Source organism: Paraburkholderia sp. EG304, from assembly GCF_046543485.1.
GTDB lineage: Bacteria > Pseudomonadota > Gammaproteobacteria > Burkholderiales > Burkholderiaceae > Paraburkholderia > Paraburkholderia youngii.
On the sequence record NZ_JBKGUA010000037.1, the window covers coordinates 1 to 13,519 of the forward strand.

General features: G+C 55.9%; 7 protein-coding genes. All 7 read right to left on the reverse strand.

Annotated elements, in window-relative coordinates:
* Positions 1-614 precede the first annotated feature (614 nt).
* Positions 615-1,982: a carboxyl transferase domain-containing protein gene (locus ACLFKU_RS31175; protein ID WP_410851672.1), complete on the reverse strand. Its 1,368-nt coding sequence runs from the start codon at positions 1,980-1,982 to the stop codon at positions 615-617.
* Between the two features lie 82 nt (positions 1,983-2,064).
* A complete protein-coding gene (locus tag ACLFKU_RS31180) occupies positions 2,065-3,408 on the reverse strand; it encodes an amidase family protein (protein WP_410851673.1) in 1,344 nt (447 codons plus the stop codon).
* A 39-nt stretch (positions 3,409-3,447) separates the two neighbouring features.
* Positions 3,448-5,136 (reverse strand): FAD-dependent oxidoreductase, encoded by a 1,689-nt coding sequence (locus ACLFKU_RS31185; protein ID WP_410851674.1) that lies wholly within the window; start codon positions 5,134-5,136, stop codon positions 3,448-3,450.
* 1,554 nt (positions 5,137-6,690) lie between these two features.
* Positions 6,691-9,738 (reverse strand): efflux RND transporter permease subunit, encoded by a 3,048-nt coding sequence (locus ACLFKU_RS31190; RefSeq protein WP_410851675.1) that lies wholly within the window; start codon positions 9,736-9,738, stop codon positions 6,691-6,693.
* A gap of 11 nt (positions 9,739-9,749) precedes the next feature.
* Positions 9,750-10,901: an efflux RND transporter periplasmic adaptor subunit gene (locus ACLFKU_RS31195; protein ID WP_410851676.1), complete on the reverse strand. Its 1,152-nt coding sequence runs from the start codon at positions 10,899-10,901 to the stop codon at positions 9,750-9,752.
* A gap of 94 nt (positions 10,902-10,995) precedes the next feature.
* Positions 10,996-12,588, reverse strand: coding sequence for an efflux transporter outer membrane subunit (locus ACLFKU_RS31200; RefSeq protein ID WP_410851677.1), 1,593 nt, complete (start codon positions 12,586-12,588; stop codon positions 10,996-10,998).
* A 217-nt stretch (positions 12,589-12,805) separates the two neighbouring features.
* Positions 12,806-13,402 (reverse strand): adenylyl-sulfate kinase, encoded by a 597-nt coding sequence (gene cysC / locus ACLFKU_RS31205; RefSeq protein ID WP_035491029.1) that lies wholly within the window; start codon positions 13,400-13,402, stop codon positions 12,806-12,808.
* Positions 13,403-13,519 lie beyond the last annotated feature (117 nt).

Here is a 13,519-nt window from a genome sequence, read left to right on the forward strand (position 1 = left end):
GGTCGCTTGACCTTCGCGATCCGATTCAATGTCTCGTCCACTTTAGTTCCCACCAAATTATTTAGCGGGAACTAAACTACCAACCGGTTCGCTCAGCCGTCGAGAATGGCCGTCATGAGCCGCTTACGTGTATATGTTACATCTCCCCTAGTTCAGCGGCAGGCTTTGTGCACGTCATTTCTTCAAATAGAGCTAATCCGGGAGGCACGCTCGACGTGCGCAAAGGCGCCACAGTGAAGTCGGTGCGCGTGTAGACACCACACAATCCGATCGGAGCAGTTCAAAAGCGGCCGCGTTTTTGCATTGGCAACTGAACTGCAATCCTTGGCAGAAAAGCAGTCGCACTATGCAGGTTACAGGTCGGCGTGCCAAACGCATCTGTCCTGGGCATCGTCCTGCTGAGCCTGACACGCAGCGCAATCTTGTTGATAGTGCGTGGACCCCGCCTAGCGCGATGAACGTGACATGCGTACATCGAATCGCCGGTTATCATGACGCAGTGCCGGATGACCGTGGCGCGGCAACAGTCCAAAGAAGTTTGATCGCGGCAGTGCTACGACTTGGACACGATAGTCTGGCAAGTCGCGCATTGTCCCGCGATCAGAACATCCGACTCAAGATCTGCCTGCTTCCGCGAACAAGTATCTCGAAACCTGCTCCCGGGTATCTTCTATTTCAATGACGTCGGTAATCAGTCCACTGGCCTTCAACAGTTCGGGATTTACGATCTCGTCGGTCAGCTTCTGCATTATGTCTCTTGTCGTTTCATCAAGTTCTGGCATGACTTTTGTCATCGTATCGGGAGCGAAAACACCAATGTGAGCCTGCGGATAAGCCAAGACTGCTACTGGGTTAAAGCCAGGGCCGCACATAGCATACACGCCTCCCGTGTACGCTTTTCTTGCAATGAGCAGCAACTTAGGTACTTTGCTTCGAACGTGTGCCCTGAACAAATCTGCCGCTGCAGAAAAAATCCCACTATTTTCGGCCTCTCGGCCTATCATAAATCCAGGGATGTCAGCAATAAACATGATCGGTATCCGGACTTTCTCAGCCACACCAACCATTTTGACTATTTTGGTAGCGGATTGCCTGTGAATGGCACCGCCCTTATAGCGGGGATTGTTGGCAATGATAGCGACCGCGCTTCCTTTAATGGTCGCGTAGCCTGTCAACACTTCCTTTGCGTATTCGGGGCTAATTTCGGTGAAACTGTCCTTGTCGACGAAAGAATGCAGCAACTGATGCATGTCATAGGGCGTACGATGATCCGATGGAATCAAGCTCTTGAAATCAGCTGCTTCGGGTTCTTCATATCCCAGACCACGGTTCGCTCCGCGGTTGGCGCTGACGTGAAGCAACTGCCTTACACATCCGAATAAGTCTTCTTCATCTTCGAATACCAATTGAACTGAACCTGAGTGCTTGCTGTGAACGTCTGTTCCACCTAGCGAATAGAGATCTGAATCCTGGGCCAGCATGGCCTTCACCATATCGGGGCGACCCATGCACAAGGCGCCCTTTTTGGTCATCAACACCAAGTCAGCCAGCATCAGTGGTAAGGCCAAGGGGCCTGAGGTCGGGCCGAGTATGGCGGAAATTAGCAAATTCTTCTCGGCCAACTCCGCGAGGGATGCACTGACTCTGCCCATTCCAGTTGGTGATAAAAGCAGTTTCGACATGTCCGATGAAAGAACTTTTGTGGTATCGAAACTATCTGTCCCTCCGGGACAGTCCTGAACGTAAATCAATGGGGCGCAACTGTCCCGGGCTATCGTCACGGTCTTTGTAATCTGCGTGGCGGTGCGCCACTGTCCGCTTCCTCTGAATTCACAGTCTCGTCCCCGATTCATGACCAGAAACGTTCTTACGGAATTTATAGACCCTTCGCCGCAGATGAAATGACTTCTCTCGACAGGGTGATGGTCGACAAAACTACCGGCGTCAAAGAGAGTGTTTATTCTTTGCAATGAAATCTGCATTGGCTACCGCCTCCGAAACGGTGTGCGAATCGTTTGCTGCTGCCTGCGCATGAAACCTTTCGCAGTGAAGATGGCAGTCGTGTTACGACGAATTCAGAACGTCTTCTACAGACGTTGCCATAGTCAAGAGGCGGCGGTCCTGACCTCGTGGTGCGTCAAGGCTCAAACCAACGGGCAATGCACGATCCGGAGCAACAGGAAGCGTAACCGAGGGCATCGCGGCATTGCTGGCCAAGTCGGTATTACGTATCACCTCCGAGAAAAGTTCGGGCCGCCCGGCATCGCTACAGTGGGGAACGCTGCGTGGAACCGTCGGGTATGCGAGAAAATCGATACCTTGGGTGGTGAACAGGTTTTTCATTTGTTGACGCAAAAGGCCCACATTCTGAATCGCAAAAGAATAATCCGCCGCGGAGATCAGTTGCGCACTAAGGTTACTGTGGACGATGTTGCGGACAGCTTCATCACGGATGTTATCGAATATCGTATTTATCCTGTTGGCCCAACCGAAGGAAAGCAATGTGCGTGGAAAGTCCATGAAGAATTCGTAAACGGGAATGGTGAAGGTTCCAATCCTATTTAAGTCGGCAACAGCCGAGTCGTCCAGATCAACGCACTCGAACCCCGCGCGGATCAGACGCGTGATCGCACGCCAACAATGCTTTCGGACATCTTCATTGAGGTCACTCCACATGGACGCCGGAAGTCCTATGCGGTAACGAGTACTAATCTGTTTTTCCGGCGGGCGGGTACCGGTGGAAAGCAGCTCATATATCATCAACGCGTCCTTCGCCGTGCGCGTCAAAAGCCCAGGTGAATCTTTAGTGCGAGAAACTGGAATGATTCCGGCTGAAGACCAGTGACCGCTTGTAGGCCTGAAGCCGATAATGCCACAGAAGGCGGCCGGTATCCGCACTGAGCCGCCAGTGTCAGTTCCGATCGCCATCGGAACGATCCCGGCAGCCACCGCGGCCGCGCAACCGCCACTGCTTCCGCCCGCCAGATATCCAGGAGCCTTCGGGTTGCCCACCGTTCCCCACCTCGGATTGACCGATGTGATGCCAAAACTAAGTTCATGCATATTGTTCTTACCGGCGACGACAGCGCCCAAGGATTTCAGTTTTCGGACGATAATGGCATCGCGTGTCGCTATGCATCCTTCCATCCCTGGCGTACCGGCAGTTACTGGAAACCCGTTAGCACAAATATTGTCTTTCAATGAGAAGGGGATGCCGTAGAGTGGTGCGCCTTTCAGCACATCATTCGGCCTTGCGAAATGCGCATCGAGGTCGCGACCACCAATGAAACAATTGAGCTTCGACTGACTGGCATTGGCGCTAATTGCGTGCTTCCGCATGTCATCCGCAGAGATTTCACCATCGCGTATACCATCACAAAGCGATTCCAGAGAGTCTTCCGAATACATAAAGTGTCCCAAAATAGGGTGTCGTCAGAGCATGCGATATCAGTAGTGATAGGCACTGCGTATTTCGTCGAGAGGATTGCCCCGTAGAAGGTCTCCGCCCGTACTGCGTATAACGGCGCAGGCGCTATTGATAGCCGTCTGGACCGCCCCCTCGATCCAACCACCGGTGAATGAACAACCACATCCAGCCAAATATAGGCCGGTATCCGTTGCAAGGTCGTTTGCCGTCTGAAATTGAAAAAAAAGCCGCTGTGAGTACACATCTTCACCGGGATAGTTGAGTTTAAACGCACCGGAAGAATGGGGATCAGTCAACCAGTCATGGTGAAGGATGGCATGCTCGTAGTCGTCATCCACGGGAGTCAGGTGGCGCGCAAGTTCAGGGTTGAATGTAGCAAGGGCGTCGACAAAACGCTCGCAGCGCTGCTTTTTGTCGGGGACGCTTAGTAGCTTATGCGCGTCGTCCTCCCACGTGTAGCTAAGCAAAACTACACCTGGACCGTCTGGCCTATCGGGCTCGTAGTCAAGGCAATATACCCCGCGCGCAAAACTGTCAGATTGAATTGTGACTGGCAAATCGTTACCGATCCAAAATTTACCATGTGTAAGCATGAATAGTTTTGATGACCCAGTGAGATGCGTTTCTCTAACGGCTCGTGAGACGTCTCGACTGAGAAACGTCTCGTCGTCGGTCAGGCCGTGAACCATCTGCATTGTCCTTGTGTTGCTGGTAACGATAACTCGGTCAAAGGTCATGATTTCGCCCGCGTCAGTCATCAGCCTTATCTTTCCGTCTTCTTTGTAGATACGGCCCACGCCATTGAAGCGAACCCGGTCAGCAACGGTGCATTCTCCGATCTTCTCTGCTGCGAGGCACTCAGCTAGTGTAGAAATTCCGCAAGAGACCAAGCGTTGATCGTCCATGTAGCCATTGATGACGAGCCGTAGTATTTCGGTGAATGCCGCCTGATAAACAGGAAGGAAGCCTCCAGAGCCTATGCCCAAAGAACCGAATAGTTCAAAGTCGTCAGGCCGTTCCCAGCGGATGTCTCCGGGCGGGCGAGATCCAGTGAAGATGGCCACGATGGCTGCATAAAAAGAACTGTCACGAAACACGTCGAGCCACGCTTGCCATTCCGCTCGGGCTTTCTCAAACCGGCCTGACCTCAACATTGCGGTGATTTTTGCGGGAGCAACTAGAGACGTACCGTTGATCACGCATCCTTCCTGCAAAAAGGCTCTCCAGCCTTCGTAGACGACTCTGAATAATGGGGGCGGCGGTTCTCCCGCGCGCCAGATATGGCGAGTACCGCGATAGTGCAATTCGGTATCGACCATTCCTGGATCCGGGAAAGAGGCTGTCGTCGAAATGCCGTACCTGTCAAGATAATGAAAAAGACCGGTCGCAGTCGGAGGAAATCTCATTGCACCCATTTCAGCAATGAGATGCGGGTACCGTGGATCAAAAGGTTGTGACCATACTCTACCTCCGATGCGATCGCGGGCTTCAAACACGGTGACATCGGTGACACCTGCTCGCATCAATTCCGCCGCGGCCAGAAGCCCGCTAATGCCAGCCCCCACGATTGCAACCCGCGGCGTCTGTACACTGGGTGAAAACGAGCCAATTGCTCCTTCCGATTTGCAAATGTCGAGGAAAGGAGCGTAGTCATACAATAGGTCAATAGTCGGTGATGCAATTTGTGAAGATGCGGCGCAGTTTTTCATGAATTATCTCGCTTTGGAGTACCTCTACCCGTCGAAAAGACGATCGCTGAGAGTAACGCTACGATTTAGATAAGAGAGAGGGAAAGATTGCTTATTTCGTTGCCAATAACTCCGTTGTCTGTCAGGGCAAACCGCTATTTATTTTTAGTATCCGCGTATGCCACGATAGCAAATCGTCTACCTCAGGATCAAACAAATAAAATTGATACTTGTGAGAAGATATCGTGAGGTCAGAACCGGTCGTCTATTTTTTGTCGCCGCCGAGTTGCCTAAACATCGCTTGCGAAGACGTGAAGGCAATGTCGCAACGAGGCGAGCGTCAGGATGTCGACTGGAAAAGGTTACCTCGTGCTCGATATCGGCTAACTTGAGGACGAGAACCCGTGGGCATATAACTTTCCGACTGGACTCGATTGCGGGTTGGTGGCGTGGCGTTGCCCTATAACCCCGGGGAAACGCACATCGTCTTCACGGACGAGTGAGCCATACAATTGCTGTGGGCCAGTGTACGTGCGTGGTCAGCGGATGCGGGGGGAAGGCAGTTCGCGCCCGAAGATACGCGTGCCATGGTCGATGTAGGTAGAGCGTTGTACGTCATTCGTTCGATGAGCTGCGCTGCTCGACGGCAATCAGCATCACGTCGTGCGCCACGCTGCCGGTATGGCTTCGAGTTGTCGCAGTCCAGCTAATCGCCTCCGGTCGCGGCAGGCAGCTCGAAGGTTACACACAGGGAAGAGCCATCGTCGCACCGGAACTTGAAGCCATCGGAGCACGAATGGTATTGCTGTTGTCCATGGCAACAACACGATCGTCGTGCTGGCACGTGTATCGCAGCGCCCCGAGACGGCGCAGCAGCAGATGATGCCCTCAGATAAGCCGATACACGCGCTTGTGGTTGGGCTACGGGGCGATCTGTTCTCGCCCGGAATGCCGTAGCGCCCAGACACCTGAAGTCGGAAGAAAATGCGTTACATGGACCAGCATTTCTTCGAGACATTCTGAGTCATCGGACGGTGTGGCGCTACGACCGCTTTGCCAATCGGACAAGCGAGCCCGTTTTCACTGCTACGTCATAGCGGACCGCGCCGAGAACTTCGCAGACCGCTTCAATCGTCGCCCCCCGCACCAAGGCGGGCGCGCAAACACGTCTTTGTGCACGCCATTCCAAACCTTCCTTTAAGGTTCCGACACCGGTCGTCCTAGTCCGCTGCGGCGTGCTCTGATGACGGTGCGACGTATCGTCAGCTTTCATCGCCGCCACTCCGCCTTCCTGCAATTGCTCGGTCCGACCGGACACCTGGTTCGGGTTAACGCCTCACCAACGGTGCTCCGGTTCACTCATAAATTCAACGGTTTCACATAATGTCTAGGCTTACCGCTAGCCTAGGCTATCCCTGATCTTAGGGGAGTCTTCGTGTCCTCAGATACGTGGGGCTGATCAATGGCGAGACACAAAGACCCGCGTGAAGGCAGTCCTTGCAGTCATCGCAAGTCGCTTGCTCCAGCCACGCCGCGGCGCGAGGAGTGCACGAAAAATTGCACAGTTGATGGCGGTCACGTCATTGCTGTTGTCTTCTCGTGATGTTCTGCACCTAACAACATGTACATCGACGGGACAACGAACAGTGTGAACAGAGTGCCGATCGACAGTCCCGTGAATATTACCAGCCCGATCGCGTTGCGCCCTGCCGCGCCAGCGCCGGACGCAATCACTAACGGCAGAACACCAAGCACCATGGCGGCTGTAGTCATGACGATCGGGCGCAGGCGCGCGCCTGCCGCTTCTTCAAGAGCTTCGCGCTTGCTGCGGCCTGAACGCTGTAACTCATTCGCGAACTGCACGATGAGAATGCCATGCTTGCTGATAAGCCCCATGAGTGTGACCAGTCCGACTTGCGTGTAGATGTTGAGCGTGGAAACGCCGATGTTAATGAAGATCAGCGCACCGAACAACGCCAACGGCACTGATACCAGAATGACGATGGGATCGCGGAAGCTTTCAAACTGCGCCGCGAGTGCAAGGAACACAATGACCGCTGCCAACATCAGAGTGATTAGGAAGCCGCCCGACTCCTGCATGAATTGGCGCGAAAGTCCGGAATAGTCCATGTTGTATCCTGAGGGAGCGACGCGGGTTGTGGCGTTGCGCAGGAACTCGAGTACTTCGCCCTGCGAAACGCCGGGTGCGACTACGGCCGAGATCGTTGCCGAATTCATTTGCTGAAAATGGCTGATGGATTCGGGCACAACCGTCGACTTCAGATGCGAGACAGTCGAAGCAGGGATCATACTGCCGTCGGAAGTGCGCAGGTTGTAGTCTAATAGCTGCGATGGGTTCATTCGGTCGACCTGCTGAAGTTGTGGAATCACCTTGTAAGAACGGCCGGCGACCGAGAAATAATTCGCGTAGTTACCACCGAGCGCAGCTCCGAGCGCCTGTCCCATGTCGCTTTGCGTAAGGCCGAGCGAGGCGACCTTGTCGCGGTCAACCATCAGAACGGTCTCGGGCTTGTCGATCTTTAGGTCGCAGTCGACAAAGAGGAACATGCCGCTTTCGCGCGCCTGTTGCAAAACCGCTTGGGTTACTTCGTTAAGGTTATCGAAAGGCTCAGTCGTGTTGATCACGAACTGCACCGGGAAGCCTTGCGCACCGGGCAGGGGTGGAAGCTGGAAAGCAGCAACTCGCGCGCCGGCGATGCCATTCCACTTGTGTTGAAGCTCCTGTTGCAACTCGGAGGCACCTCTCTTTCGCCTGTCCCATGTCGTGAAGAGCACGCCGCCGAAGCCCTGATTCAATGTCGGCGCGCCTGTCAACTGAAACATCTGCGCATACTCGGGCAATTGCTTAGATATCTGGAAAACCTGGTCGGCATACATCTGCATCTGTTGAATCGTCGCATTGGGTGGTCCCTGGATCAGCGACAGTACGATGCCTTGGTCCTCCTGGGGGGCGAGTTCGGACTGTGACGTCGCAAATAAATAGATGGTCCCGCATAACAGTATTGCACCCATCACGACGAATACGGTCCATGTGTCCAGTATCGAGCGCAGGAGCCGCATGTAACCCCGATGCACTTTCTCAAACTGCTGATGGACGAAACGGTTGAAGCGTCCGGGTTGCTGCTCGTGATGAAAGAGTCGCGAGCACATCATTGGCGATAGGCTTAGCGCGACCACGCCCGACATAGTGACCGCGCTTGCCAGTGTAAATGCGAACTCCGTGAACAGTGCGCCCGTCAGTCCGCCCTGGAAGCCAATGGGGAGATAGACGGCAATCAACACAACAGTCATTGCGAGTATCGGGCCACTGAGTTCGCGCGCGGCGATGAGCGCGGCATCGAAGGGACGCTTGCCCCGGGTCGTCAGGTGTCGGTCGAAATTCTCAACCACGATGATCGCGTCATCGACCACGAGTCCGACCGCGAGCACCAGCGCGAGCAGCGTCAGTAGATTAATGGAGTAGCCGAGCAACTGCATCATGAAGAATGTGCCGATCAGAGACAGCGGCATCGCGAACAAGGGCACTATCACCGCGCGGAAGCTGCCGAAGAACAGGTAAATCACTAGCGTTACGATCAGTAGTGCCTCGACGAGCGTCTTCACCACTTCGTCGATGGCAGTCTCGATAAAGTCCGTGGCATCATAGACGATGTCGCTCGACACCCCCGTGGGGAGCTGCTTCTGCAGATCAGGGAACACAGCTTTGACGCGTTTCGCTACTTCGAGCAGGTTCGCGTCGGGCGCTACCTTGATCCCAATGAACACCGAGCGTTTTCCACTAAAAGCGACATTGGAGTCGTAGTTGTCCGCACCCAATACAACATTGGCGACATCCTCTAGGCGCACGATCGCGCCGTCCTTCTGCTTGATAACCAGCTTCCTGAAGTCTTCGACGGAATGCAGATCGGTACCAGCGTTTAGACTGACGCTGGTCATCTGGCCTTTGGTTGCTCCGAGCGTCGCCAGATAGTTGTTGTTGCCGAGTGCGGTGTAGACGTCAGAAGCCGTGACGTTGTGCGCTGCGAGCCTGGTGGAATCAAGCCACGCGCGCAACGCGAACTGACGGCCGCCGAGAACCTCTGCGGTTTGCACGCCCTGAATTGAATCGAGCTTCGGCTTGACAACGCGCAGCAGATAGTCCGTGACGTTGTTGCTTGGCAGGACATCGCTGTAGAAGCCCATATACATCGTGTCAGTAGTCTGGCCGACCTGAATCGTCAACACTGGCTGTTGCGCTTGGGGTGGCAACTGGTTCCGCATAGACGCGATTTGGGTGTTGATCTCTGTTAGCGCGCGGTTCGGATCGTAGTTCAGGCGGAGAGTCGCGGTGATACTTGAGACACTCGTGCTACTCTTCGACGACATGTAATCGATGCCTTGCACCTGTGCGATCGCGGCTTCGAGCGGCTGAGTAACGAAGCCGGCCATCGTCTCGGCGCTAGCGCCATAGTACGAGGTGGTGATGGTAACGACGCCAGTGCCGGTCTGGGGATATTCGCTAACCTTAAGTGTCGACAGGGAACGTAAGCCCAGCACGAGGATGAACAGGCTTACCACGGACGCGAGGACCGGCCGTTTGATAAAGATGTCGGTGAAATCCATCTGAGGAACTCTTATTGTTCTTGGGGCGTCGGAGCAGGACTATCTGCCGGCAACACGCGATTGTCGATTACGAGCGGTGTGCCGTTCTTCAGCTTGAGTTGGCCGCTCGTCACCACTAGTGCGCCTTCGTCTAAGCCCTTCAGGATCGCAACCTGATCGCCGCGCGTGGGTCCTGGCGTTACGAAGATTTGTTGCGCAACGGGCATCGTTTTGCCGCGTGCGTCCTTATGCTCGCCCGGTTTGATGACGAAAACTGTTGCCCCGTAGGGATTGAAAGTGATTGCCGTTTGCGGCAGTGTCAGGTAGCGCTGCTCGTGACCAACATCGACTTTTACGCTAGCGTACATCCCCGGCAACAGTTTGCGCTCGCGGTTGTCGAGGGCCGCTTCGACCTCCACGTTGCGCGTCGTGCTGTCGAGGCGCGGGTTGATAGCGTGGATCTTGCCCACGAAGCCGCGGCTCACGAATGCACTTGTAGCTACGGCGACGCTCTGTCCCACCTGCAGTTGACCGAGTTCCTGCTGGGGCAGGTGAAAGTCGACGTAGATGGGGTCAATAGCTTGCAACGTAACGATGGCGTCTCCCGGATTGACGTACTGGCCTGGATTGACTGTCGTGATGCCCACGCGTCCCGCGAAAGGCGCGCGAATCGTTTTTTTCTCGACTAGTGCGGCCTGCTGTTCGACTTGTGCTCGTTTGCTTCTCAGGTCGGCGGCATCAGCATCCACTTGCGCCCTGGCAATCGCCTGAATGTCGTACTGTGCCGTGTCGCGGTTATAGACGGTTTGCGAGAGCTCGGCGGCAGCTCTTAGCGAGGCGAGCTGCGCGCGGTCCGAGCGGTCGTTCAGACGCACGAGCACCTGTCCAGCCTTGACTTCCTCGCCAGACTTGAATGCGATCTCGCGAACGAGTCCAGCCACTTCAGTCGTCACGTCGACACCGCGCACGGCACGCAGGCTGCCCACAGCGGCAAGCTGTGGCTGCCATATCTGATAGCTCACGACGGCGGACGTGACGGTAGCAGCCGGCACCGCATTGTGTGCCATGAGTTTCCGGATCATATGCGCCTTGTACAGGTTGAAACCGATCAGCGCGCCAAGCAGAACGCCCATGCAGATCAGCATGGTGATCATCCGTTTTGCTGTTGGTTTATTTGTCGTCATCGTCGTGTCCTTGCACGGCAAACTGATATGGAACAGATCCCTTTGGACGCGCAGCATTGGAAACCATGCGGGGCGCGGCAAGCAGAAAGAGGGTTCACTGCGGGTTGATATCGGAGTCCGCCTGTCCTGTCTGGAACCTGGCCGCGTCGCTCCACCAGCCGCCACCCAGTGCTTCGAACAATGCGGCCGTGTCTGCGTAGCGTGCAGCGCGCGCCTGGGTGAGATTGACGATGGTCTGCTGGTATTGACGCTGCGCATCGAGCAGAGCTAGATAACTGACACCGCCGGCACGAAACTGGCCACGCGTCAGCTCGAGCGAGCTGCTGGCTGCACGCCACGCTTCGGTTTGCGCGGCGAGTGCGGCTGCATCGTGATCGAGTGCGCGGAGCGTATCCGCGACATCTTCGAATGCAAGCAGTATCGTTTGCCTGTATTGCCCGTTGGCCTCATCGAAGGCGGCTTCCGCCGCGCGCTTTTTAGCGCTCAGTTGGCCTCCGTTAAAGATCGGCTGCGTGAGCCCCGCGCCGATGTTCCAGATCATGTCCGCGTACTTCAGCATGCCCGCTGGCGTGAATGATTGCGGGCCGTAGTTTGCGGACAGCGTAAGCTGCGGATACATGTTCGCGGTTGCGACGCCGACCTGGGCGCTCGCCTGACGCAGCAGGGCTTCCGCAGCCAGGATGTCCGGACGTTGACGGACGAGCGACGAAGGGAGGGCGACGGGTAAGGTCTGCGGTAGGGTGAACATCGACAGCCTGAACTCGGGAACGCTGTTATCGCTAGGCGGTTTACCCGCGAGCACGGCAAGCTGATGTCGCGCCCGATCGAGAGACTGCCGCAGTGGCGGCAGGGTAGCGCGCGTTTGTGCGAGCAACGTTTCCTGCGAGAGCACAGCCACGCGACCCACCCCGCCGAACTCAAGTTGCTTACGCAATACACCGAGCTGAGTCTCCTCATCCGCGGCGATACGCTCGGTCGCGTCAATCTGCTCGCGGAGGGAAGCTTCCCTGACCGCAGCGGTGACGATGTTCGCTGACAGCGCCAGGTATGTGCCCTGTAGCTGCAAATTCTGGAAGTCGACCTGCGCGCCCAGCGCCTCGAGTTCGTGGCGTGCAGCCCCGAAGAGATCCAGGTTGTAGGAAACGTTCACTGATGCGTTGTACAGACTTAGTATTCTGTTCAGGCTGGGCTGGCCTAGCGTCGTGCCATTGAGCTTTTCGCGAGTAGCATTGAGCTTCACATCGATGGCGGGATATAGATCGATCCCTGTTTGCGCACGCAGATTTTCGCTCGCCTGGCGCAGCGCCGCGCTGGCTGCAGCGATATTCGGGCTATTTGAGAGGGCGTCGCGTATCAGCGCGTCGAGGGGCTCGCAACGGTAAAGGGTCCACCATTGTGCAGGCAGCTCGCCGCCAGCCTTGAACTGCTGCGCAAGACCCGTCGCACCGGGCGACGAAACCGTGTGTTCGGGTAGGGCCTTCGGTGTATAGCTGTCGGTCGCGGGCGGCGCGGGAGTGCGATATTCGGGGCCGACTGTGCAGCCGGAAAGTGAATAGACTAGTGAAAGCAAGACAGTGATCGATGCGGCACGGCCGAGAGGCCGATTTGCTGCCGGAAGCAACGCTGAGTCGCGCAACCGAGACCGCGATCGTCCGCGATAGCAATTGAGATTGCCGTAATCAATCATCTGTCTACCTTGGTCCGCGTGAGCGCAGTGCAATCAGATGGGTGGTTGAAGAAACTCACCTCCCTGGCACCGGGTTCGCTGGAAGGCGGGTATGCAACATGCGAGTGTCGACGTTTCGCCCGCTCCGACAATTGGCGTCGATCGAGCCGCTCGTCCGCCATGGACATCGGTTTATCGAGTCCAGTTTTGCGGCGTGCCCACACTCGTCTCGCTCCAACTAGCGGCTATTGAGCCACTTCACCACAAGGTCCGCGCCTTCATCGATGGACTTCGAACATGTGTCGATGAATACGTCCGGGACCGTCGGCTGTTCATACGGCGAGTCGATGCCGGTGAAATGCTGTATGGCGCCAGTTCTCGCAAGCCGATACAGTCCCTTGGGATCGCGAGCTTCGGCTACGGCCAAACTAGCGTGAACGTGGATTTCGGCGAAACGGTGCCTACCCGCGGTAGATCTGGCGAGTTCCCGATCGCGACGGAACGGCGAAATGAGGCACACCAGCACAACGAGCCCCGCGTCAGCCATCAATTTTGCAATTTCGGCCACGCGCCGCACGTTCTCGTGGCGATCCGCATCCGCAAAGCCGAGATCCTTGCATAGACCGAGCCTGATAGAGTCTCCATCGAGAATGTAGGTGAGTTGGCCGGACGCATGCAGTAGTGCCTCGACCTTGTCGGCAATCGCCGACTTTCCAGCTGCCGACAGCCCCGTGAACCACAGGATGGCGGGCGTTTGCCGGAGCAATCGTCCTCTCGACTCCGGCTGAATCCGGAAGCCGTGCACATGAAGATCTGAAACGGAGGTCTTCTTCATATTTGTCTACGATAGGGGGTGAAACCGCTGTTGGAAGCAAAGGCGTCCGCTCTGCATCGCAGGGTCGGAGCAGTGTGGTGGGGCATCGGTATGGCAATATAAAAAATCTTGACATTG

Excerpts from the sequence above, each read along its gene's own strand:
- ACLFKU_RS31175 (WP_410851672.1), bottom strand. The coding sequence starts at position 1,982 with ATGCAGATTTCATTGCAAAGAATAAACACTCTCTTTGACGCCGGTAGT.
- ACLFKU_RS31180 (WP_410851673.1), bottom strand. The coding sequence starts at position 3,408 with ATGTATTCGGAAGACTCTCTGGAATCGCTTTGTGATGGTATACGCGAT.
- ACLFKU_RS31185 (WP_410851674.1), bottom strand. The coding sequence starts at position 5,136 with ATGAAAAACTGCGCCGCATCTTCACAAATTGCATCACCGACTATTGAC.
- ACLFKU_RS31190 (WP_410851675.1), bottom strand. The coding sequence starts at position 9,738 with ATGGATTTCACCGACATCTTTATCAAACGGCCGGTCCTCGCGTCCGTG.
- ACLFKU_RS31195 (WP_410851676.1), bottom strand. The coding sequence starts at position 10,901 with ATGACGACAAATAAACCAACAGCAAAACGGATGATCACCATGCTGATC.
- ACLFKU_RS31200 (WP_410851677.1), bottom strand. The coding sequence starts at position 12,588 with ATGATTGATTACGGCAATCTCAATTGCTATCGCGGACGATCGCGGTCT.
- cysC (WP_035491029.1), bottom strand. The coding sequence starts at position 13,402 with ATGAAGAAGACCTCCGTTTCAGATCTTCATGTGCACGGCTTCCGGATT.